This window comes from Sphingomonas sp. UYAg733 (assembly GCF_054057355.1).
In genome coordinates, this window is record NZ_JBSRZE010000013.1 from 32,347 (window position 1) to 54,803 (window position 22,457).

General features: G+C 62.4%; 24 protein-coding genes and 1 pseudogene. 10 read left to right on the top strand and 15 right to left on the bottom strand.

Annotated features, from left to right (window positions below):
• Nucleotides 1–86 precede the first annotated feature (86 nt).
• Together ACVWZA_RS17140 and ACVWZA_RS17145 are read right to left on the bottom strand one after the other, a co-directional pair.
• Entirely contained in the window at nucleotides 87–1,397 is a 1,311-nt protein-coding gene (locus tag ACVWZA_RS17140) for an ATP-binding protein (protein WP_457312485.1), read from the bottom strand.
• Nucleotides 1,397–2,107, bottom strand: coding sequence for a response regulator transcription factor (locus tag ACVWZA_RS17145; RefSeq protein WP_457312486.1), 711 nt, complete (start codon nucleotides 2,105–2,107; stop codon nucleotides 1,397–1,399). The genes ACVWZA_RS17140 and ACVWZA_RS17145 overlap by 1 nt, the downstream gene beginning before the upstream one ends.
• 239 nt (nucleotides 2,108–2,346) lie before the next feature.
• On the opposite strand from ACVWZA_RS17145, the gene ACVWZA_RS17150 reads away from it, so the two are divergent.
• The 9 genes from ACVWZA_RS17150 (at nucleotide 2,347) to ACVWZA_RS17190 (ending at nucleotide 9,202) form a co-directional block, all read left to right on the top strand.
• Nucleotides 2,347–2,604, top strand: coding sequence for a hypothetical protein (locus ACVWZA_RS17150; protein ID WP_457312487.1), 258 nt, complete (start codon nucleotides 2,347–2,349; stop codon nucleotides 2,602–2,604).
• A gap of 194 nt (nucleotides 2,605–2,798) precedes the next feature.
• Nucleotides 2,799–3,221 (top strand): GNAT family acetyltransferase, encoded by a 423-nt coding sequence (locus ACVWZA_RS17155; protein ID WP_457312488.1) that lies wholly within the window; start codon nucleotides 2,799–2,801, stop codon nucleotides 3,219–3,221.
• Nucleotides 3,218–3,568, top strand: a complete 351-nt coding sequence (locus ACVWZA_RS17160) for an arsenate reductase (RefSeq protein ID WP_457312489.1) — start codon at nucleotides 3,218–3,220, stop codon at nucleotides 3,566–3,568. The genes ACVWZA_RS17155 and ACVWZA_RS17160 overlap by 4 nt, the downstream gene beginning before the upstream one ends.
• 83 nt (nucleotides 3,569–3,651) lie before the next feature.
• Nucleotides 3,652–4,089, top strand: coding sequence for a hypothetical protein (locus ACVWZA_RS17165; protein WP_457312490.1), 438 nt, complete (start codon nucleotides 3,652–3,654; stop codon nucleotides 4,087–4,089).
• 65 nt (nucleotides 4,090–4,154) lie between these two features.
• Complete coding sequence (gene panB, locus ACVWZA_RS17170; RefSeq protein ID WP_457312491.1) at nucleotides 4,155–5,018, top strand: 3-methyl-2-oxobutanoate hydroxymethyltransferase; 864 nt, start codon at nucleotides 4,155–4,157, stop codon at nucleotides 5,016–5,018.
• A gap of 115 nt (nucleotides 5,019–5,133) precedes the next feature.
• Nucleotides 5,134–5,829, top strand: coding sequence for a tetratricopeptide repeat protein (locus ACVWZA_RS17175; protein WP_457312492.1), 696 nt, complete (start codon nucleotides 5,134–5,136; stop codon nucleotides 5,827–5,829).
• Nucleotides 5,826–7,148 carry an outer membrane protein assembly factor BamB family protein gene (locus ACVWZA_RS17180; protein WP_457312493.1) on the top strand — a complete coding sequence of 441 codons (1,323 nt, stop codon included), beginning with the start codon at nucleotides 5,826–5,828 and terminating at the stop codon, nucleotides 7,146–7,148. Before ACVWZA_RS17175 ends, ACVWZA_RS17180 begins: the two co-directional genes overlap by 4 nt.
• A 96-nt stretch (nucleotides 7,149–7,244) precedes the next feature.
• On the top strand, nucleotides 7,245–8,612 hold the full coding sequence (gene der, locus ACVWZA_RS17185; protein WP_457312494.1) for a ribosome biogenesis GTPase Der: 1,368 nt from the start codon (nucleotides 7,245–7,247) through the stop codon (nucleotides 8,610–8,612).
• A gap of 149 nt (nucleotides 8,613–8,761) precedes the next feature.
• Nucleotides 8,762–9,202, top strand: a complete 441-nt coding sequence (locus ACVWZA_RS17190) for an Hpt domain-containing protein (protein WP_457312495.1) — start codon at nucleotides 8,762–8,764, stop codon at nucleotides 9,200–9,202.
• 44 nt (nucleotides 9,203–9,246) lie between these two features.
• Here ACVWZA_RS17190 and bfr read toward each other — a convergent pair whose 3' ends face one another.
• The 10 genes from bfr to ACVWZA_RS17240 form a co-directional block, all read right to left on the bottom strand.
• Nucleotides 9,247–9,729 (bottom strand): bacterioferritin, encoded by a 483-nt coding sequence (gene bfr, locus ACVWZA_RS17195; protein ID WP_457312496.1) that lies wholly within the window; start codon nucleotides 9,727–9,729, stop codon nucleotides 9,247–9,249.
• Nucleotides 9,730–9,828: 99 nt separating this feature from the next.
• Nucleotides 9,829–9,999, bottom strand: coding sequence for a (2Fe-2S)-binding protein (locus ACVWZA_RS17200; RefSeq protein WP_457312497.1), 171 nt, complete (start codon nucleotides 9,997–9,999; stop codon nucleotides 9,829–9,831).
• Nucleotides 10,000–10,094: 95 nt separating this feature from the next.
• Nucleotides 10,095–10,568 carry a hypothetical protein gene (locus ACVWZA_RS17205; RefSeq protein WP_457312498.1) on the bottom strand — a complete coding sequence of 158 codons (474 nt, stop codon included), beginning with the start codon at nucleotides 10,566–10,568 and terminating at the stop codon, nucleotides 10,095–10,097.
• A gap of 115 nt (nucleotides 10,569–10,683) precedes the next feature.
• The gene (purL, locus tag ACVWZA_RS17210; RefSeq protein WP_457312499.1) at nucleotides 10,684–12,918 is read right to left on the bottom strand and encodes a phosphoribosylformylglycinamidine synthase subunit PurL; all 2,235 of its coding nucleotides are present in this window, start codon (nucleotides 12,916–12,918) and stop codon (nucleotides 10,684–10,686) included.
• Nucleotides 12,919–12,949: 31 nt separating this feature from the next.
• Nucleotides 12,950–14,398 carry a phospholipase D-like domain-containing protein gene (locus tag ACVWZA_RS17215; protein ID WP_457312501.1) on the bottom strand — a complete coding sequence of 483 codons (1,449 nt, stop codon included), beginning with the start codon at nucleotides 14,396–14,398 and terminating at the stop codon, nucleotides 12,950–12,952.
• Complete coding sequence (locus ACVWZA_RS17220) at nucleotides 14,395–14,733, bottom strand: arsenate reductase family protein (protein WP_457312502.1); 339 nt, start codon at nucleotides 14,731–14,733, stop codon at nucleotides 14,395–14,397. Before ACVWZA_RS17220 ends, ACVWZA_RS17215 begins: the two co-directional genes overlap by 4 nt.
• Entirely contained in the window at nucleotides 14,730–16,691 is a 1,962-nt protein-coding gene (locus tag ACVWZA_RS17225) for a S9 family peptidase (RefSeq protein WP_457312503.1), read from the bottom strand. Before ACVWZA_RS17225 ends, ACVWZA_RS17220 begins: the two co-directional genes overlap by 4 nt.
• A 98-nt stretch (nucleotides 16,692–16,789) precedes the next feature.
• The gene (locus ACVWZA_RS17230; RefSeq protein ID WP_457312504.1) at nucleotides 16,790–17,281 is read right to left on the bottom strand and encodes a helix-turn-helix domain-containing protein; all 492 of its coding nucleotides are present in this window, start codon (nucleotides 17,279–17,281) and stop codon (nucleotides 16,790–16,792) included.
• A 216-nt stretch (nucleotides 17,282–17,497) separates the two neighbouring features.
• Complete coding sequence (locus ACVWZA_RS17235) at nucleotides 17,498–18,385, bottom strand: DNA adenine methylase (protein ID WP_457312505.1); 888 nt, start codon at nucleotides 18,383–18,385, stop codon at nucleotides 17,498–17,500.
• 37 nt (nucleotides 18,386–18,422) lie between these two features.
• Nucleotides 18,423–19,700 carry a hypothetical protein gene (locus ACVWZA_RS17240; RefSeq protein WP_457312507.1) on the bottom strand — a complete coding sequence of 426 codons (1,278 nt, stop codon included), beginning with the start codon at nucleotides 19,698–19,700 and terminating at the stop codon, nucleotides 18,423–18,425.
• A gap of 76 nt (nucleotides 19,701–19,776) precedes the next feature.
• Here ACVWZA_RS17240 and ACVWZA_RS17245 point away from each other — a divergent pair, with 76 nt between their 5' ends.
• On the top strand, nucleotides 19,777–19,914 hold the full coding sequence (locus ACVWZA_RS17245; RefSeq protein WP_457312508.1) for a hypothetical protein: 138 nt from the start codon (nucleotides 19,777–19,779) through the stop codon (nucleotides 19,912–19,914).
• A 266-nt stretch (nucleotides 19,915–20,180) separates the two neighbouring features.
• Here ACVWZA_RS17245 and ACVWZA_RS17250 read toward each other — a convergent pair.
• The 3 genes and pseudogenes from ACVWZA_RS17250 to accB all read right to left on the bottom strand — a co-directional run.
• Nucleotides 20,181–20,427: pseudogene (locus ACVWZA_RS17250) on the bottom strand (transposase); the annotation flags it as partial.
• Between the two features lie 148 nt (nucleotides 20,428–20,575).
• Nucleotides 20,576–21,928: an acetyl-CoA carboxylase biotin carboxylase subunit gene (accC, locus tag ACVWZA_RS17255; protein ID WP_457312509.1), complete on the bottom strand. Its 1,353-nt coding sequence runs from the start codon at nucleotides 21,926–21,928 to the stop codon at nucleotides 20,576–20,578.
• Nucleotides 21,929–21,932: 4 nt separating this feature from the next.
• A complete protein-coding gene (gene accB / locus ACVWZA_RS17260; protein ID WP_457312510.1) occupies nucleotides 21,933–22,430 on the bottom strand; it encodes an acetyl-CoA carboxylase biotin carboxyl carrier protein in 498 nt (165 codons plus the stop codon).
• Nucleotides 22,431–22,457: the final 27 nt, after the last annotated feature.

The following is a 22,457-nucleotide window of genomic DNA, read 5'->3' on the forward strand; positions in this document are numbered from 1 at the left end:
CTGGCCCGAAGCCGGGCGGGGTAAGGAGCGTGAGTTAGGGGCCGTGCTTTGCTGCACCGCAGCGGTTGCGTAAGAAATCGTTGCTGTCAGGCTTTCGGCAGAGAAATTTCTGCGCGCAGGCCGCCGATCGGCCGGTTGGACAGATTGACCATGCCACCTTCGCGCTCGACCGCGAGCGCGACGATCGCCAGGCCCAGCCCAAGACCTTGCGTGTTGCGTGCCCGTGCATCGTCGAGCCGCATGAACGGGGTGAGCACGTCGTCCAGCCGATCTTCGGGAATGCCCGGCCCATCGTCCTCGACCGCCAACATGATTCGATCGGCCTTTTTCTCGATGCTGACATGCGCCGCGCCGCCATAATGGATCGCGTTCTCGACAAGGTTGCTCAGCGCGCGGCGGATCGCGATCTGCCTCAACTTGACCTCAAGATGCTCGGGTCCGGTATAGCTGGCCGTCTCGCCACGATCCGACACTTCATCGACGATCGTCGTGGCAAGCACCGCGATATCGATCATCGCCGGTTGTTCGGGGTCGTCTTCCCCGTTGAGAAAGGCGAGCAGAGACGCGACCATCGCATTCATCTCAGCAACGTCGGCACCGATCGCATCGCGCACCAGCGGTTCGGCAACGCCATCCAGACGGAGTTGAATGCGCGACAAGGGCGTACGGATATCATGACCGACCGCGGCGAGCGCCTGGGTGCGATCCGTGATCAATCGGTGGATACGCAACTGCATCTCGTTGAAGGCGTGGATCAGGTTGCGGACCTCGACCGTGCCGCTCTCGGCGATCGCTACATACGTGCCCGAGCCGAGATGCGCGGTGGCCTCGGCCAGCCGCTGGATCGGCTGAAGCGTGCGCCGGATCAGCAATCCGCCGACGATCAGCAGGGCTAGCGCGGGGATCAGCGCGAGCGCGATATGGCCGAGCGCGAGCGTCCATTCGCGCACGATGCCGCGCGCGGAGAAATAAACCCAGCTGCCGTCGGGCAACTTCAAACCGCCGGTCACGATCGATCCCCGCCTTGCCCCAGCGAGGCCAAGCCGCAGATCAGACTGTGCCAATCCAGGTTCCCAGGTGACGATCTGGCCGCGCATCTCGACCAGATCGCCGGTCAGCGGCGGCGGCGCTGGCAATCCCTTCGCCCAATGGATCGAATAACGATCGGTGGTCAGTTCGTTGGCCATTGCCGGGCGCGCGGATGCTTCGCGTTCGGCAAGCAGTTTGCGGGTGATCACCAGATGTTCGGCCAGGCGCCGTGCCTCGTCTTCGCGCACCGAAAAGCTGCCGGCGCGTTCGTAAAGCATGGTGCTGGCGCCGAACTCCACGACCACCGTCAGCAACAGTATGGCGAAGATCCGGCCGAGCAGCCCGAGCGAACCGCGCACCCGGCGCATCAGCTGCGGCTGACCTCGACGTTCAGCATGTAACCGATGCCGCGCACCGTCATGATCGGCGCCGTCTTTCCTGGAACGGAAAGCTTGCGGCGCAGCCGGCTGACCAGCACGTCCACGCTGCGGTCGGAAGAATCGCCGAGCCGCGTACGCGACAATTCGATCAAACGCTCGCGCGCGATGACGCGCTGCGGCTGGCCGAGAAAGCTGGCCAGCAGGTCGAATTCGGCGCCGGTCAGTTCGACCAGCGCGCCGTTTGGCGAGCGTATTTCACGACGCGGGAAATTGACCACCCAGCCATCGAAATGCGCTTCCTTGTCGCGGCTTTCGCCCTCCTGTCGCTCCATCCCGCCACGGCGCAGCACGGCGCGGACGCGCGCGATCAGCTCGCGCGTCCCGAACGGCTTGGCGAGATAATCGTCGGCGCCGATCTCCAGCCCGACGACGCGATCGGCTTCCGACCCCTTCGCACTGATGAAGATGATCGGCACGTCGCTCTGCTTCCTGATCTGGCGGCACAGGTCGATCCCGTTGGTTCCGGGCAGCATGATGTCGAGCAGGACCATGTCGACAGGCCCCCCTTCGAACGCGATCCACATCTCGGGCGCCGACGATGCGGGCCTGACCAGATAGCCGTTTTCCTGCAGTGCGCGTGACGTCAGAGTGCGCAGCGCGGGGTCGTCCTCGACCAGAATTATTGATGGGGCGCTCATGCGATTACGCGGGTCGTCACGGTCAATATGGTCATGGCGTGGGACTTAGGAACGGACGGGTAGAGGGTCAACAGCTTGCGGTTCGCGGGTTTGTGCAGCGCAGCGTCAGCAATGATTGCTCACAATCCGGCAACGCACCGGCCCGGTCGGGGCAATGGTTCGTTACGGGCAGGTGAACGACCGGCAATGACGCACGCCTATCTGCAGGCCATCGAACACCAAAATCCGAAGGAATATTCGTGATCATTCGCGCTCTGCTGCCGCTCGCCCTTGTGCTGCCCGCTCCCGCGTTTGCGGAAACGATCTTCGACACGCACACTGTGGTACCGATGCCCTCGGGCAAGACGGTGAAGATGTTCCGCCCGATCGCGTGGAAAGATTGCGTGACCGTCGCGCCCCATCATCAATCGGGCAAGATGCCGCTTCAGCCGACCGCTGACGGCCAGGTTTGCGCGAAGAAACCTGGATATGAGGTCGCGCGGAACTCGCCGAAATAAGATCGGGGGCGTCGCGACCGCTACCTGGCTGACAGCGCCGCGGACGGATCGCCGATGTGCCGCGGGTCGTTAGTGTTTGCAGGTGAGGCGGCCCGAGCGGTACGGGCAAGATACCGGGCCGTCGTTCGATCCGCCAGGCAAATGGCGATGGCGGCCGAGACGAGCATTTTTCCAGGGCTTTCGCGGCAAATGACATGACGGGAATCGCGATAGCAACGCAGGCCGACGCACTGGCCGTGATCGCCTTATGGGAGGCGTGCGGACTGACGCGTCCCTGGAACGACGCGCTGGCCGATTTCACGCTCGCGCTGGACACGCCGGCCAGTGCGATCTTCGTCATGCATGACGAGGACCGGGTCGTCGCGAGCGTGATGGTCGGGTTCGACGGGCATCGCGGCTGGATCTATTACCTCGCGGTCGCGCCCGATACGCGGCGCGGTGGTCATGGGCGGGCGATGATGGGCGCGGCCGAGCGCTGGTTGCGGCAACAGGGCGCGCCGAAATTGCAGCTCATGGTGCGCGATGATAATGCGGCGGCGCTCGGCTTCTATGCGGCGCTCGGCCTGGAGCCGCAAAAGGTCGTGGCGCTCGGGCGGTTCCTGCGGGATGATTTATGACGGTGATGTACGGCATCAAGAATTGCGACACGATCAAGAAAGCGCGGACCTGGCTCGCCAATCATCATGTCGCTTATGATTTTCACGATTATAAATCCGCCGGGATCGATGCGGTGACGCTGCGGCGCTGGGCGGGAATCGTCGGCTGGGAAGTGCTGCTCAATCGCGCCGGCGCGACCTTTCGCGCGCTGCCCGATGGCGACAAGGCCAATATCGACGAGAGCAAGGCGATCGCGTTGATGGTCGCTGGTCCGTCGATGATCAAACGCCCGGTGCTCGACACCGGCGCCACGATCCTGGTCGGATTCAAGCCGGATGCCTATGCGGCGGCGGAATTGGGCTCCTGATCCTGAGCAATCGGGCCGAATCGGGCTCGATTGAATTTCTGCTGCCGAAGAGTCATGCTGAACCTCAAATGGGGAGGGGCAAAATGGCAAGTCTTCGGGAAAAGCCGCCGGTCTGGTTCTGGGTCGTGGCGATCGTCATCACCCTATGGGGGGTAATGGGCGTGATCGCCTTCTACATGGATGTCGCGATGACCGACGCGGCCAAAGCGCAATTGAGCGACTATGACCGCACGCTGCTGGCCAGCCGGCCGAGCTGGTTCGTCTGGCTCTATGCGGTGTCGACGATCGGCGGCCTGCTCGGTGGTATTGCGCTGCTTGCGCGCTCGGCCACCGCGCGCCTTTTCTTCATTGCCTCGCTGATCGGTGTGATCCTGCAATTCGGCTGGATCTTCGCGGTCACCGACCTGATCGCGGTCAAGGGCTTCATCGCCGCCTGTGTGTTTCCGATCTTCATCGCGATCGTCGCCATGCTGCAGCTTTGGTTCGCCGGCATCGCGCGGAAGCGGGCATGGATCACATGACCGGGGGCCCGATCGCGTGATTGCCGGGCTGGCATCGACGCGTCCGATCCGCTAGTTCGCTGGCCATGTCCACGACCTATACGATCGATACGTCAACCAGCCGCGCCAATCCGACGCCGGTGCCGATGAAGCGCCTGACCGTTCCGGCGATCCTCAACCGCAAGGGCAAGGAACCGCTGGTGATGCTGACCGCATACACCGTACGGATGGCGCAACTGCTCGATCCGCATTGCGACATATTGCTGGTCGGCGACAGCCTGGGACAGGTGATCTATGGCTTCCCATCGACGCTTCAGGTGACGCTCGACATGATGTGCGCGCACGGTGCTGCGGTGGTGCGCGGCAGTTATCATTCATTGGTCGTGATCGACATGCCGTTCGGCAGTTATGAGGGGAGCCCGGAACAGGCTTTCGTATCGGCGTCGCGCGTCATGTCGGAAACCGGTGCCGCCGCGATCAAGATGGAAGGCGGCGAGGCGATGGCACCGACCGTCGCATTCCTGTCGGCGCGGGGCATTCCGGTGATGGGTCATATCGGCCTGACCCCACAGGCGGTGAATGCGCTGGGCGGCTATGGCGCGCGCGGACGGACCAATGCCGAACATGCCAAGATCATCGCCGATGCACGCGCGATCGCCGATGCGGGCGCCTTTGCGATCGTCGCGGAAGGCATTATCGAGCCGCTCGCGCGGACCGTCACCGCCGAAGTGTCCTGCCCGGTGATCGGCATCGGTGCGTCGGCGGATTGCGACGGACAGGTATTGGTGACCGAGGACATGCTAGGCATGTTCGAACGCACGCCGCGCTTCGTGAAGAAATTCGACGATCTTGCCGGCCGCATTTCCGCCGCGGTCGAAACCTATGCAACCGATGTTCGGTCACGGGCTTTCCCCGGGCCTGATCAGACCTATCAGCCCAAGACCGATTGAACCCGGGCGGATCGACCCGGTGCCGATTGACCTGAAGATTGAGTCACTTCCGTTTGGCCGCCGCCGCCGCTAAGGTCCGGCCCTTCCCGTCCCGACACCGTATCTGGAGCCTGCCTTGGCCGTCCCGCCGAACACCGACGAAGCATTCCTGCGTGAGGTCGATGAAGAACTCCGTCGCGACCAGCTGGCGAGCTATTGGACTCGCTATGGCCGCTGGCTGATCGTGGTGATCGTGCTCGGCCTCGCGGCATTTGGCGGCTTTCTATACTGGCAACATCACAGTGCCGAAGTCGCCGGCAAGCAGGGCGAACAGCTTCAGGCGCTGGTCGACGACGCCGGCACCAAACCCGCCGACCCCAAGGTGCTTCAGGAACTCGCCGGATCCAACGTCGACGGCTATCAGGCCATTGCGCGGTTCGCTCAGGCAGATTCGTTGCTCGACAAGCAGGACGTGAAGGGCGCGGCCGCCAAATTTGCTGAGATTGCCGCCGATGCCGCGCTGGCACAGCCGTTCCGCGATCTCGCGCTGATCCGTCAGACCTCGGCCGAATTCGACACGTTGAAGCCCGATGTTATCGTCAATCGCCTGCGACCGCTCGCGGTCAAGGGCAATCCCTGGTTCGGAAGCGCGGGCGAGCTGGTCGCGGCCGCCTATCTGCGGATGAACCGGCCCGATCTGGCAGGCCCCTTGTTCGGTCAGATCGCCCGCGAAGAGACCGTTCCCGCCACGCTCCGTCAACGTGCGGTTCAGATGGCCGGGGTACTGGGTATCGACGCGGTCGACACACCTGAGGAAAAGAAAGCACCATGATGACAGGGAAGAGGGTGCCGCTCGCGATCGCGGCTCTCCTGGCGCTCAGCGCCTGCGGCATATTCAAGGGCGGTCAGAAAAAGACGCCGGTGCTGGGGGATCGCGTGCCGATCCTGCTGTCGGAAAGCGCGAGCGAGCCGGACAAGACCATCGCGGCGGTGCAGGTGCTGTTGCCGCCGCCCACGGTCAATGATTCCTGGGCACAGCCGGGCGGCAATGCGGCCAAGTCGATGGGCCAGGTCGCGCTCGGCGAATCGCTGTCGCGCGCGTGGAGCGCCAATATCAATGGCGGTTCCAACCGTCAGCGGCTGGCAGCCCCTCCGGTCGTCGCCGGCGGCCGGCTGTACGCAATGGATGTCGATGCGACGGTTTACGCCTTTGCTGCCGACACCGGCGCAAAAATCTGGTCGACCACCATCGCCAAGGAAAACACTAAAAAGGCCGCGCGTTTCGGCGGCGGCGTCAGCTTCGAAGACGGCAAACTCTATGCCACCGACGGCGTCGGCGATGTTGTGGCGTTGAATGCCGCGGATGGCGCTGAGCTATGGCGTGTCAAGCCGGGCGGCCCGTTGCGCGGCGCGCCGACCATCGCCAACGGCAATCTCTATGTGCTGAGCCAGGACAACCAGCTGTTCGCGGTCGCGCTTGCCGACGGCACGATTGGCTGGACTCAGTCGGGATCGCTTGAATCGCAAGGTGTGTTCGGCGTCGCCGCCCCCGCCGCGGCGCAAGGGTCGGTCGTTGCCGGCTTCTCTTCGGGCGAGCTTAACGCCTATCGCTACGAAAATGGCCGCGCGCTGTGGCAGGACGCGTTGTCGCGTTCGGCGATATCGACATCGGTGTCGTCGTTGGCGGATATCGATGCCGCGCCGGTGATCGATCAGGGCCGCGTCTATGCGGTCGGGCAGGGCGGCCGCACCGTGGCGATCGACCTCGCGACCGGCCAGCGCGTCTGGGCGCAGAATTTCGCCGGTATCTCGACGCCATGGATCGCGGGCGAATGGCTGTTCCTCATCACCGACGACGCGCGGCTCGTCTGCCTGACGCGCTCGACCGGGCTGGTGCGCTGGATCAGCCAGCTGCCGGGTTACAAGAACGTCAAGAAGCGCAAACATCCGATCACCTGGTTCGGTCCGGCGCTCGCCGGTAATCGCCTCGTCCTGACCAACTCGGAAGGCGAAATCGTCTCTGCGTCGGTCAGCAATGGCGAAGTACAGTCGACGATCAAGGGCGGTGCCTCGATCAGCCTTTCGCCGATCGTAGCCAACAACACGCTCTATGTGCTCGACATGAAAGGCCGAATCACCGCCTATCGGTGATCCTGAAAGGGGCTCTTTCTCCGCCGAGGGAGCCCCTGTTCGCATCGGGTTTAGCGCCGGGGTGACGTTTGCTGCGGAGCAGCGTAAGGCACGCTCATGTCCAAACTTCCCAAGGTCGCGATTGTCGGCCGGCCCAACGTCGGCAAATCGACCCTGTTCAATCGCCTCGTCGGCAAGAAGCTCGCGCTGGTCGATGACCGGCCCGGCGTGACGCGCGACCGTCGCGAAGGTGATGCGATGCTGGTCGGGCTCGAATTCCGTATTATCGACACTGCCGGTTACGAGGATCAGGACGCCGCTTCGCTGCCCGGCCGGATGCGCGCGCAGACCGAAGAGGCCGTTGCGCAGGCCGATGTCGCACTGTTCATGATCGATTCGCGAGTTGGCCTGGTGCCGCTCGACGAGGAAATCGCCCGCTGGCTGCGCGGGTCGAACACGCCGGTCGTGCTCGTCGCAAACAAGGCGGAAGGCAAGGCGGGCGAAGCCGGTATCCTCGAATCGCTGTCGCTCGGCTTTGGCGATCCGGTCCCGCTGTCCGCCGAGCATGGCGAGGGCATGGGCGACCTGTTCGACGCGCTTCTCCCCCATATCGAGCATGACGATATCGAGGAGGAGGAAGAGGAGGATCCCGAAAACCCCGACGCGCCGCTCAAGCTGGCGATCGTCGGGCGACCCAATGCGGGCAAATCCACGTTGATCAACAAGATGCTCGGGCAGGAACGGCTCATCACCGGGCCGGAGGCCGGCATCACGCGTGATTCGATCGCGATCGAATGGCTGTGGAACGATCCCGACCGCGGCGAGCGCGCGGTTCGCCTGATCGACACGGCGGGCATGCGCAAGCGCGCCAACGTGCAGGACAAGCTCGAAAAGCTCTCGGTCGCCGATGCGCTCCACGCGATCGACTTTGCCGAAGTCATCGTGCTGCTGCTGGATGCCACGCGCGGGCTTGAGGCGCAGGATCTGCGCATCGCCGACAGCGCGCTACAGGAAGGGCGTGCGCTGGTCGTCGCGCTCAACAAATGGGATGTCGCGGAAAATGCCTCCAGCCTGTTCAACGGTGTCAAGGCGGCGTTGGAAGAGGGACTGAGCCAGGTCAGGGGCGTGCCGCTGATGACCGTGTCGGCGGCGACCGGCAAGGGCATCGATATGCTGATGAAGGTCGCGTTCGAAACGCGCGAGGCCTGGTCGAAACGTATCGGCACGGGTGAACTCAACCGCTGGTTCGAAAAGGCGATCGAAGCCAACCCACCGCCCGCGCCGGGCGGCAAGCGTATCAAGCTGCGTTACCTCACTCAGGCCAAGACGCGCCCGCCGGGCTTCGTTCTGTTCGGCACGCGCGTCGACCAGTTGCCGATGAGCTATCAACGCTATCTGATCAACGGCATCCGCCGCGACCTGGGCTTTGGTGCGGTGCCGGTGCGCCTGACCCTGCGCGCGCCGAAAAATCCGTTCGATCGGTAAAGCGGGATCCATCCATGTTGGATGCATCAGCCGAATAATATTACCGATCGCATGACCTGGTGAGGGAGAATAGGGCCCGCTACGGCCCTTCCGTCAATCCATCCTTTACGGACGTCGCGTAGAGATAGCGTGAAACCTCTGGGGCATTCATGGCCAAAGGGGAGGAGACGATCGTGTCATTTGAGGGCAGCACATTGGTCGATTGGACCGCCTTCTCGCGTTCGCGCAGCGAACTCGGGGCGGGATTCGTGCGTATCCTGGGGTATTTCCGCGAAGACGGCGTGAAGTCCGTCGCTGCGATCGAGGCGGCGATGCGCGCGCAAAACGCGGCCGCGCTGATCATCCCGTCACATACGCTGAAGGGCGAAGCGCGGCAGTTTGGTGCGGAGCCACTGGGCGAACTCGCCGAGCAAATCGAAACCATCGCGCGCGATTGCGTGGAAAGTCACGACACGCCCGAACAGGCGCTGCAGCACGTCGTCAAACTGCGTTCGTTGTTCGAGGAAACGCTTACCCTGCTCGAGCGCGAGGCAAACCCGCTGGTCGAACGCCGCCCGATCGCCTTTGGACGGCGACCGCTGGCTGACTGACTGACCGAGGCCCGGTCTCCGGCCAGCAAGCGCCGCGACCAACCTTATTCGCTTTCTTCGGCCTTCGAGTTGAGCTGGATGTAGTTTTCCAGCCCCATGCGCTCGATCATCTCGAACTGGCGCTCAAGCGTGTCGACATGATCTTCCTCGCTGTCGAGGATGCGGCGGAACAGGTCGCGGCTCACATAGTCGCGAACGCTTTCGCTATGCTCGATCGCGTCGCGGAGCAGCGGCAGTGCCTCCATCTCGAGCGCGAGATCCGCCTTGAGCACTTCCTCGACCGATTCGCCGATGCGCAGGCGCCCGAGCAGCTGGAAATTGGGCAGGCCGTCGAGGAACAGGATGCGTTCCGACAACCAGTCGGCATGCTTCATCTCGTCGATCGATTCGTGCCGCTCGAATTCGGCGAGTTTCTTCACGCCCCAATGATCGAGCAGCCGATAATGCAGCCAATATTGGTTGATCGCGGTCAGCTCATTCTTGAGCGCCTCGTTCAGATAGTCGATGACTTTCGCGTCGCCCTTCATGGCACATATCTCCGTTCATTACGCAGATGATAGCGCAACACACGGTCTGCGAATAGTTAAAAAATGGCGGAATTCTGCGGTTTTTCAGCCCTGCGAACGCTACGCAGCAGCACGTTCTGAATCGATAATGGATCGCGCGAACGGGACGCACTGGCCGCATTTAGGCTGGCGACCAAGCGCGCGATAGGCCTGGCATGCGCTGGTCGCGCCCTGCCGCGCCGCTTCGCGCACATCACGTTCCCGAATAGCATTACAAACGCAGACGACCATTGGATGCTCCACCGCTTCACCCCCTAGGTAGGGCTAATGCGAACTACTCGCAAGCAAATTTGCGTATGATTCGCAAAAGCTGGCGGACTTGGGGCTCAAATCCAGCGACGCGCCCGACGGGACACCAGCGCGATGGGAATGCCGACCAGCACGATATGGCAAAATAACTGAATCGCGATCTCCTTTGGGTCGAGGATCGGAAACAGTGTTGGCCAGCGCTGCGGCAGGACGAGCCAATACATCACCAGCCATGTAAGGCTACCATAGCCGATCCCGCCGAACACCGGCCGACGATCGATCATCATGATGCGCGAAGCCGTGACGATATAGACCGATGCCATGACCAGCATGATCGCAAAATGCAGCGCCAGACCGATAAGGGCGGGGACCGCGCCACTGTCGAAGGCGTCGGCATCGACCACCGCGCTGCCGACCCCGCGCAGCACGCCGATCGGGCTGCCGCCCCCGATGACCGCGAGGATGAACGCGGCGAGCAGGTCGAGCGTGCCGGCGATCGTCGTGGCAATTGCGATCGCGCGCCAGATCGACGCGGTTGAAGAGGTTGGCATGATAGTCCCCCGATTATCACGGAGGGAAGTACAGGTTGAATCGCGGCGGGTCTATCGATCAGCGCACCATCGCGCGGATCGCCAGTTTCAAAACAAACCACCGGCCAGGCTACCGTCAGGCGATCAGGTTTTCACCCATCAACGCCGGGAAGAACCCTTCGTGCGCGGTGCGCAGTTGCGCCAGCGTCACGACATGATCGTCGTCGGTCAGCTCGAAAATCAGCCGATCGGCGATCGTCCGGCCGATCCGCTCCATCTCGACCCCGGCGGCATGTGCGGCGGAAAGCGTATCGAGCAGCGCATGATCGGCGATCGTGGCGATGTAGAGCCCCTGATCCTCACCGAACAGGGAGCAGGCAACGCCGCAGGGCAGGGGAGCGTGAAGCATCGCGCCGATATTGCCGGCCAGCGCCATCTCCGCGATGGCGACCGCGACGCCGCCGTCCGACACGTCATGGACCGCGGTCAGCGCGCCCGCGGCGATCGCGCGGCGCACGAATTCGCCATTGCGGCGCTCGGCGTCGAGATCGACCGGTGGTGGCGGTCCTTCCTCGCGACCATGGACTTCGCGCAGCCATAGTGACTGGCCGAGATGGCCCTGGCGCGTGCCGATCAGCACGATCACGTCGCCGGTCGCCTTGAACGCGATGGTCGCAGATTTCGACCAGTCGGCGAGCAGGCCGACGCCGCCGATCGCCGGCGTCGGCAGGATCGCCGAACCCGTGCCCCCATCTGGATTATTCGGGTCATTCTTGGTCTCGTTATAGAGCGACACGTTGCCGCTCACGATCGGGAAGTCGAGCGCCTTGCACGCCTCCGCCATGCCTTCGATGCAGCCGACGAACTGGCCCATGATCTCGGGCCGCTGCGGGTTACCGAAATTCATGCAGTCGGTCGTGGCGAGCGGCTTGGCACCGACCGCGCTGAGGTTGCGATACGCCTCGGCGATCGCTTGCTTGCCGCCTTCATAAGGGTCGGCAAAGCAATAGCGCGGCGTGCAATCGGTGGTGATCGCCAGGCCCTTTTTGGTGCCATGGACACGCACGACCGCCGCGTCGCCACCGGGGCGCTGCACGGTGTCGCCGCCGACCATATGGTCGTACTGCTCCCAGATCCAGCGCCGGCTGGCGATGTCGGGTGAGGCCATTAGCGTCAGCAGGTCGGCCGCGATATCGGTCGTTGCCGGGACATTGGACAGCGGTGCCGGCGGCGGGGTCTTGACCCAGGGCCGGTCATAGGCCGGCGCATCGTCGGCCAGTGGCCCAAGCGGGATGTCGCACACCGTCTCGCCCTTGAAGGTCAGGACCATGCGACCGGTATCGGTGACATGGCCGATCACCGCGAAATCGAGTTCCCACTTCTTGAAGATGCTTTCCGCAAAATCCTCGCGGCCGGGCTTCAGCACCATCAGCATGCGCTCCTGGCTTTCGCTCAGCATCATCTCATAGGGCGTCATGCCGGTTTCGCGGCATGGCACATGATCCATGTTGAGTTCGATGCCGACGCCGCCCTTCGACGCCATTTCGACGCTGGACGAGGTCAGGCCGGCCGCGCCCATGTCCTGGATCGCGACGATCGCGTCCGAGGCCATCAGTTCGAGGCATGCCTCGATCAGCAGCTTTTCGGTGAACGGATCGCCGACCTGCACGGTCGGGCGCTTCTCCTCCGAATCCTCGGAGAAATCGGCCGACGCCATGGTCGCGCCGTGGATGCCGTCACGCCCGGTCTTCGATCCGACATAGACGATAGAATTGCCGATGCCGCTGGCGGCGGAATAGAAGATCTTGTTCGTCTCGGCGACGCCGACGGTCATCGCGTTGACCAGGATGTTGCCGTCATAGGCGCGGTGAAAATTCACTTCGCCACCGACCGTCGGCACGCCGACGCAGTTGCCGTAACCGCCAATGCCGTGGACGACACCGGCGATCAGATGGCGCATCTTGGGATGATCGGGGCGGCCGAAACGAAGCGCGTTGAGATTCGCCACAGGGCGCGCGCCCATCGTGAACACGTCGCGCAGGATGCCGCCGACTCCGGTCGCCGCGCCCTGATAGGGCTCGATATATGACGGGTGGTTGTGGCTCTCCATCTTGAAGATCGCCGCCTGGCCGTCGCCGATATCGATCACGCCGGCATTCTCTCCGGGTCCGCAAATAACCTGCGGGCCAGTGGTCGGCAGCTTTTTCAGATGGATGCGGCTGGATTTGTAAGAGCAGTGTTCGGACCACATGACCGAAAAAATGCCGAGCTCGGTGATGTTCGGCGCGCGACCCATGGCGTGCAGGACACGCTCATATTCTTCGGGCGACAGGCCGTGTTCGGCAACGATTTGCGGTGTGATCTCGCTCATGGCGCGGCTCTAGCGACAGCGGGGAGATTCGTCACCCCTTACGCCGCCGCCAAAAGCGCAAACGCCGAAACAAGCCGCGCTTGACGCTGACCTCGAACATCTCACTCGGGCCTTCGGGATCGAACACTTCATTGTCCGCCAGCCATTTCTCGACATCGCCAAGATCCGGCACTTCGTAGGGCCGCAGCGTCTTGCCCGACCCGCGCAGTCGTTCGATCGTCTCGATCAACGACCCGGTTTCGTCGATTGCGGCCGCGACCTCGTCGATCTCCAGCCCGAGATGTTCGGCGATCAGGCCATCGCGGATCGCGCGGATGCAATCTGGGTCGGCGCCGCGATCGGCGTCGATCGTCACATCGCATTCGGTATCGAGCCGCATCGAGCGGTTGTTGAAATTGGACGATCCGACGTGCAGCACGCGATCGTCGATGATCAGGATCTTGGCATGGACATAGATCGGCGCACCGCCGGCGGTGTACGGATGGTACATGCGCAGCCGGTCGTGCGTATCGCGATGCTTCAGCGCCTCGAACAGTCGGGCCCGCGCGGTGTCCATCGCGATCGGTTCCAGCCAGCCCTGGGCCTTGACCGGGTTGACGATCACCACTTCCGGCCCATCCGCCTCGTCGAGCCGCGTGGCGATCGCCTCGGCGATGCGGCGCGAGGCGAAATACTGGCTCTCGGCATAAATGTGCCGTGTCGCGCGCGCAATCAGGTCGAGATAGAGGGTTTCGATTTCATGCGCCGCCGCGACGCCCGGCATTTCGGGTTGCGATCTTGAGATCGCTACCTCGATATCGCTGAAATCCGCTTCGAGATTGTCGGGCCAGCAATCGACCGACACCTCCGGCACGGCGATCGCGTCGCCGCCCGCCAGCGCCCAGCGGTCGCGGCATAGCTCGCCCAGCGCTCCGGCGACCGGCCCCTGCAACGCCGTGGTCGCATCGTGCCACGGCTGATAGGGTTTGCCGCCCATCATCCGGCCCGGCTGATCATCGAGATGCTCGCGCGTGTCCCAGCGTTCCGCAGTCATGTCGATCCCGCCGCAAAAGGCGAGGCAATCGTCGATCACTACGATCTTCTGGTGATGCGAGGCGGCGACCGGGTGAAAGCTGTCGAGCTTGGTGTGGATGCGCGGGTGGCGCATCCATTTGATCACGGTGAAGATGGTCGTGCCGTGCAGCAGCGTCTTCACCGCGCCGACATCCCAGCGCAGCAGATAGACATCGAGATCGGGATTGCGATCGACCAGCCAGGAGATGAAGTCGCCGACATTGTGCGGCGCGCCATCATCGACATGTTCGCCGGGCACCAGGTCGATGCGCGCATCGAAATCCCAGCCGATCAACAGAATCTGCTGCTTTGCCTTGAGCATCGCCGCGCGTGCCGCGCGGAAATAACGATCCGCGTCGATCAGCACCGTCGCCTTGTCGACGCGTTCGATCCGCCAGCAATTGCGGCCAGGTTCGAGGCCGCTCACAATATTTCGCGGATGCGTTCGGGCGGACGGCCCAGCCGCACACCCTTGTCGGTTTCGACCAATGCGCGTTCGATCAGGATCGGGTCGGCGACCATCGCGTCGAGGATTGTGTCGTCGTTTGCGCCGACCAGCGCCTTCGCGCCGTCCTCGGCTTTGCGCAAGCCCTCGCGCGGCGTCATGCCCGCGCGCGCATACAGCGCGGCGAGCCTGGCGCGGGTCGGCGGCGTCTTGAGATACTCGATCACCTCGACCTCGAGGCCGGGCGTTTCCTTCAGGATTGCAAGTGCCTCGCGCGATTTGGAACAGCGCGGGTTGTGCCAGATCGTCGCCTTCACTTCGCCGCCGCTCCCGCCGGTTTCAGATATTTGTCGAACCACGCGACGGTGCGCTTCAATGAATCGAGCTGGTTCTCGCGCTTCTGGAAACCATGGCCTTCCGCCGGGTAGAAGATCGTCTCGACCACATTGCCCTTGGCCTTCAGTATGTCGTTGACCTCCTGCGCCTGGCCGCGCGGCACGCGGATGTCGTTCTCGCCCTGGATCGTCAAGAGCGGCGCCTTGGCGGCGCGGATATAGGTGAGCGGAGAGGCGGCGTCATAGACTTTCGGGTCGGATTCGGGCGTGCCGAGCAGGCCGCGCTGATAGGCCTTTAGCCGCTCGTCCTGATCGCGGTACATGGTGCGCCAGTTGATGATGCCGAACCATTGCACCGCGGCGGCGAATTCGTCGGGCGTGCGGCCGATCGCCATCAAGGTCATGAACCCGCCATAGCTGCCGCCGAAGATGCCGACGCGCCTTGTATCGACATAGCCGGTCTGCACCAGAAAGGTCTTGGCCGCGACGGTATCCTTCAGGTCGCCGCCGCCGAGGTCCTTGAAGTTCGCCTCCTGAAACGCCTTGCCATAACCGGTCGAGCCGCGGAAATTGGGCTGGATCACGACATAGCCGCGGCTGGCAAAGGCGGTGGCATAGCGGCTGTAACCGTCCTGGGTCTGACCGGTCGGACCGCCATGCGGCACCACGATCGCCGGGTTGCTGCCGTCGCGCTTGAGGTTCGCCGGCATGGTCACGACCGCGCTGACCAGTGTGCCGTCGAAGCTTTTGTAGGTGACGACCTGCGACTTGGGCAGCGCCGCCGGGGTCAGGCTGGCCATGGCGAGTTGAGTCGCCGGGCGCGATTCCCCGCCGGCGAGGTCGTAGAGATAGAGGTTACCCGGCGAATCCGCGCCCGAATGACTGACCAGGAGGGTCTTGCCGTCGGGCGATCGCGGGTCCGCACCGACGAGAAAGTTGAGGCCCGGCGGGATCGCGAGCGCGGTCTCGGTCCCGCTTGCGAGGTCGAACCGGTACAGCGTGCTGCGAGTGTCGGCGTTGGTGCTGAAAATCAGCGATGTGCCGTCGCGCGTGAAGTTGCTCGCCTCCTGCTCCCATGGGGTCGGCTTGAGCCAGCGCCATTTCTTGCCGGCGATATCGTAGAGGCCGACGTGAGACTGGCCGGTGCCTTCGTCGGTGGTGGCGGCGATCCATTTGCCGTCGGCCGTGACGTCGTTCGCCTGGTAGTTGGTGTCCGCCTTACCGAGCAATTTGGTCGCCGCGCCGCTCGCCACGTCGATCCGCCAGATTTCCGCCATGCCCGAATCGACCCGGTTGCGATTGGCGATGATCGCCGCGCCGCCATCGACCCAGGCCACCGCGCCCCAGCCGAACTGCGCATCGGCCTCGGCGGTCAGCACGCGCACCTTGCCGTCGCGATCCATCACCGCGAGGTTCGACTGGCCCTCGCTCTTCAGCTTGACGCTCAGCGCGACCAGCCCGTCCTTCGGCCCGACCAGCATGCCGTCCTCGCGGCGGTCGGGGGTGTTGGTCAGGTTCTCGACCGCGCCGCCATCGACCGGCACGCGGTAGATGTCGGTATATTCATTGCCGCCGACATCCTGATGGAAATAGACATATTTCCCATCGGCCGACGGCGCGAGGCCGCCCTGCGTATCGTCCGACTGAGTCAACTGCACCGGCCAGCTGCCGGCGGTATCGGTGCGCCAGATATTGGTTCGCCCGGTCAGGTTGGTCGCGACAAAGATGCGCTTGCCATCGGCGCTCCACGCCGTGCTGCCGAGCGAGCGCGAAGTGCCGATATCCTCGACCGGGACCGCGCGCGCATCGGGATTGGCGGGGGAGTTGACGCTTTTCGGATCGGTGACGGGCCGGTCGGGCGTCTTGACCTGCGCGGCGAGCGGGCCGGCCGCGATAAAGATCGTGGCGATAGCGGTGGTGGCGGCAAACAGATGGCGCACGGTCGATTCTCCCCTTGGATGCGGATGTTTGGCAGAGGGACGGAGCGGGTGAAAGAGGGCGTTCGCGCGTCCGGGCGGGCGGGGGTGAATCGGTGGGATCATTTACTCCGTGCATGATGGCGTAGCGCTTCACGCAGTTGCGGTACCGCGCGGTCGCCGATCCGGTCCGCCGCCTTGCGCATCTGCTCGGCGAAGTCGTTGTCCTCCTCAGGCGGTGGGGTGAAGCTTGCCCAGACTTCAGGACGGCGGGCGCGTAACCATTGCAGCGCGGCGGGGACATCGGCGCGAACTTCGCGCTTGTAGCGCACGATCACCGGCTCTTCGGCACCGGCCGGATGATAGACACGCACCGCCTCCTCCTCATAACCGATTGCGCGTTCGTAGAGGGCACGCTCGACGCGATCGTCGGCGACGGATTTGCCGAGCTTTGTCGCCTCGGCGAAGTCAGGATAGGCGGCGCGCCAGCGAAAGATGGTGCGGCGCGAGACGCCGAACGCCTCGGCAAGTTCGCGATCGGTCAGGCCCTCGGCATAAAGCTCTTTTGCCTGACGGACATAAGCGGGTTTGAAGGTCGAGGGGCGGGTTTCCATGGATGGCGAGATAGCGGGCGTTGAGGAATGGTTGAATCGAACCGCGGCTTTGTGGCGGGAGGTCTTGGGGCTGAGAGATATGTCACACCGTATTGTGTCACATCTTTGGCGCGGGACGAGTGTTCGGGGTATTGAGTAATACCTGTATATATCAGTTAGTTACTCCGATCAAATAAAGGGGTAGTGGCTCGTGTCATCGCCACCTCCACGCCAACACTAGGCAGCGCGATACTGCGGACGATAGAAAAGCCGGTCGCGGATTTGGGTAGGCAGCTTTAGGCCCTTCGACGCTACCAGAAGCTCGGTTCCGATGCGCTTGGTCTGTACCGAATAACTCACGTCGAATCCAAACTGCCGCCTCGCCTTGTAGAGGTGGGAAATTTCCGGCGTGTTGTCATAAGTGAGTATCCACGCACGCTCCAGTCCAAGCACCGCTTGGCTCACGGCGGCGTGATCTTCTCGATTGTAGAAGCTAGTGTACAGGCTGGACCCTTTGTTGAAATATGGCGGATCAATGCAGAAGAAAGACCGCGCCGGAAGCGTCGCATCGGCTGCCTCCATGAAGTCCAGCGCGTCCAAGCGATACAAATGAATGCGAGATTTATACTTGGCGATTCGGCGGATACGCCGCGCGAGTTCACCACGATTGAATCGACAGTCGATCTTGTAGTTTCCGTCCTGCGACAGCCCGCCAATGACCCCCGCGCCCTTCACAATACCGGAACGGTTGGTGCGGTTGAGAAAGAACGTGGCGAACCCGACACTGAGATCGGAAAAGTCGGCAGCGTTGAGGTAGATTTCGCGCTGTCGGTGCCATTCACCGATAACTACCGGGGTCGTCTCTACCAATTGGGTGAGCGCCTCCGTCTCATTCAGAACGCTGTTCCAGAACGCCCAGATCGTTCTGTCCACGTCATTCAAATGAATGTCGCTAACATGGCCGTCGAATAGGAGGGCCAAGGCAAGTCCGGCGCCTCCCGCGTAAGGTTCCGCATAGTGACCGCGCTGGAGACTGTTGAGCCTCAGAATGTGCGCAGTCAGATCGTACAGGCAGGACTTGCCGCCTGGGTATCGAAGCGGGGAATTTGATCGGGCCATAACCATCTATAGTTTTGTCGGCCGTTCGGCCACAAAAATCTGACTAGGTCTTTGGAGCCGCCTCCTCCGCACATTTTACGATGACATTCTTCAACGTATCCATATCGTTAGCTAGCTGCTCACCGTTGAACATCGCGGCTGTCGGGTCGTGCTTTGTGACATCACCTGAGGCTGACACTCGGCGCAGCGCTTCGCTGATAGACTTATCGCCTTTACCCCTCGAAAGGCCGTAACTCTGCAGCCGTTCCTTGCTGAAGAATGCCTGAAAATCATTCAGGACACTCCGACCCGCCCTCGCCGTCAATGACTCCAGAAATGCCCACATACCAATGGAAATAAGTGGCGCGTGCGGGTTAAGTGGGATTGAGCAGATAGAGTCATAGAGGTTGGTGAGCTTCTGACTCTCCAGTTCTTTTAGCGCGTCCATAATTTCGTGCTCATAGGGCAGCGTGACTCGCGCCTTAAGGGCCGTGCGCCGTCGCTTTGGGACTGTGGATGCGCTGGTCTTCCCCTTGTTCAATGACTCAACCGCAACTTCCCCAGTGCCTGACAATGTGACGGCCGATAGCTCGCGAGCGTAGGCGCTGAATGCATCGGCCCCATTGGTACGGCTGTTGACGTGTCCCCTCTGAAGATCGCCCAGAAACTTCGTTAGCCGCGTGTCGAAGTCGGCTTTCGACCTCGTTTTGCCAATGTTCTCCAAATCGCTGACATCCAAGCCCAGCGCCTCCTGGATGGGCTTTTTCGTCAAGTATCGGCTGACTGTGGTGAGTTTTCCGCGACGATCATCAGCGGAGATCAGGCCGGTTCGCTCTGCGTAGTTCAAGACTTCCATGGCAATCTTGTTTTTGGTGCTTCCACTGTGCCGTTGTGATTGATCAGAACTCCACTTACGGCGGCCGACACCATCCTGCTCGCCATCGTGAATCCGTGTTAGCCACAGATCGACAGCGGCGCGATCATCGAAAACGACGCACGGGAGCTTGCCTGTCCCCGGCCAGCCCTTACTGGCCTGTTCAAATGACTTTCGTAATTTAGCTGGCGCGCGATCAGGATCATGCAGCAGCATGAGCGCACAGATTCTGCGGTTTCCCTCGGCTACAAAATAGGTCGGAGGATTGCTTTCTGCGTCATCCGGAATGAGCGCGAACTGCTCAATCGGATTAAGACCATTGGCAACAATGTCTCTCGCCAGCGGCAGGATATTCTCGTGCCGGCACAAGTATTCGATGACCTGAGATTCTAGCTCGTAAGGGTCATGTCGGGGGTTTTCCAAATCCAAGAAGATACGATCAGCCTCAACCTCTAGTCGCGCAACCACCACCCGCCCCCTATTTCTGAATCAACTAATCCGGTACAGCCGATAAGAGGCCCAATGCGAGCCAGGAGTCAAATCGGTGACAGAACAGGAATTCCAGATCGACAAGTTCAAGGGACTCGTTCGCGAACTTGAAGCCGATGAGGACGAAGGACACTGGCGCGAGCGACTGAAGAAAATCGTGCAGCACAAGCTCGCACCGGTTAAACCGGAATGAGCGCATTTACAAAACCAGATATGAGCGATTTTGACGGCTCGCACGAAGATGATGAAAAGATCAGAGGCGATGAAAATCTCGTTCCGTGTCGTTTGTGCTGGGACGTATTCGCGCGGATCCGCCTCACGGCGCGCTACTGCAATACATGCAAACGAGCTTTTTGCGAGGGAGAGCATGGGAATTTTGTGGGCGCTCGCGGCGGGGTGTGTGTGCGTTGCTTCAAGAAGCGCGGAATGCAACTGCTCTAGGCTGTAGTGACGATTTAATCATTTGGGCCCCGGCAGGATGCTGACGAGCTTGATGAATCCTTAGGAAGTTGGCGGCGGTTTTGTCATATCGGGTGGCGATACGCCGCCATTGCTTGAGCCGGGCGATGAAGCCTTCAATGCGCTAGCGTTGCTTCTGGGCGATCCGGTCACAGTGAGGCCGGTATCTGCGATGTCGGCGGAGCGGTATGACCGGTTCACTGCCTTGTCTGCGGATCAGATCACACACGCGGTCGGCGTCGTAAGCCCATCGCAGCCTGCACCGCGCCTTGCGGCCACCCGGCACGAACGCCTTTAATCGTTCCCACTGATCATCTCTGAGAACTTCGCTTCCATGCCAGCCTCCAAAGCCAGCGTTGAATCAGAAAACCTTGATGCCCCGTCTGACGCACAGCCTACCCCTCCTGCCGCGCCAGCCATTCCTCAAGCCACTTGATCGTATAATCTCCATTCTGAAAATCGGGATCGTCGAGCAAAGCCTGATGCAGCGGGATGGTGGTCTTCATCCCCTCGATCACGAATTCCTCCAGCGCGCGGCGCAGGCGGCGGAGCGCGCCCTGGCGGGTGGTGCCGTAGACGATCAGCTTGGCGATCATGCTGTCGTAATAAGGCGGCACCTTATAGCCGGCGTACAGGCCGCTATCGACGCGTACGTTCATGCCGCCGGGGGCGTGGAATTGCTTCACCAGGCCGGGTGAGGGGGCGAAGGTGCGCGGGTCCTCGGCATTGATGCGGCACTCGATCGCGTGGCCGCGGAAGATCACGTCCTGCTGGCGCAAGGTCAACGGATGGCCCTCGGCGATGCGGATCTGTTCGCGCACCAGGTCGAGGCCGGTGATCGCTTCGGTCACCGGATGTTCGACCTGCAGCCGGGTGTTCATTTCGATGAAGTAGAATTCACCGTCTTCCCACAGGAATTCGATCGTGCCCGCGCCGCGATACCCCATATCGGCCATCGCTTTTGCGCAGATATTGCCCATGCGGTCACGGTCTTCCTGGCCGAGCACGGGCGAGGGCGCTTCCTCCAGCACTTTCTGGTGGCGGCGCTGCAGCGAACAGTCGCGCTCGCCGAGATGGATCGCGTTGCCTTCGCCGTCGCCGAACACCTGGAATTCGATGTGGCGCGGGTTGCCGAGATATTTCTCCATATAGACGGTCGCGTCGCCGAACGCCGCCTTGGCCTCGGTGCCGGCCTGGAGCATTTGCGTTTCGAGGCTTTCGGGGTCGTTGACCACCTTCATGCCGCGCCCGCCGCCGCCCGATGCGGCCTTGATGATCACCGGATAACCGACCCTGGCGGCGATCTGCTTCGCTTCGGCGATATCGCTGATCGCGCCGTCCGATCCGGGGACGAGCGGCAGGCCGAGCGCGCCGGCGGTGCGCTTCGCCTCGACCTTGTCGCCCATGGTGCGGATATGTTCGGGCTTCGGCCCGACAAAGACGATGTCGTGCGCCTCGACGATCTCAGCGAATTTGGCGTTTTCGCTGAGGAAGCCATAGCCCGGATGGATCGCGTCGGCGCCGGAGATTTCGGCGGCCGAGATGATGTTCGGGATATTGAGATAGCTGTCGATCGCTGGCGGCGGGCCGATGCAGATCGCCTGATCGGCGAGGCGCACATGCATCGCGTCGGTATCGGCGGTCGAGTGCACCGCCACCGTCTGAATGCCCATTTCATGGCACGCGCGGTGGATGCGCAGCGCGATCTCGCCGCGATTGGCAATCAGCAGCTTCTTGATCTGCTTCATGGAGTTATTCGACAACCACGAGTGGCTGGTCGAATTCGACCGGCTGGCCATTCTCGACCAGCACGGCCTTTACCGTGCCGGCGCTGGGCGCGAGGATCGGGTTCATCACCTTCATCGCCTCGACGATCAGCAGCGTGTCGCCCGCCGCGACCTGTTCGCCGACGGAAACGAACGGCTTCGAATCGGGATCGGACGAGAGATAGACGGTGCCGACCATCGGCGACTTGACCGCATTGACCGCGACAGGCGCAGCGGCGAACGTATCGGCGGGTGCCGACGGCAGGAACGTCGCGGATGTCGTGGCGGCAGGTGCCGGCGCCGCGCTGTAATGCACGGCCGCGGCCGCGGCGGCCTTGCGTGCGATGCGGATCTTGCGACCGCCATCCTCGACTTCGATTTCGGTCAGGCTGGTGTCATCCAGCAATTGTGCGAGTTGGCGGACCAGGTCGACATCGATTCGCATCGATTCATTCTCGGTTCCGGATTGTTCGTTTTCGGCCATGCGACCCTTTGCTCCCTTATTGGGCAC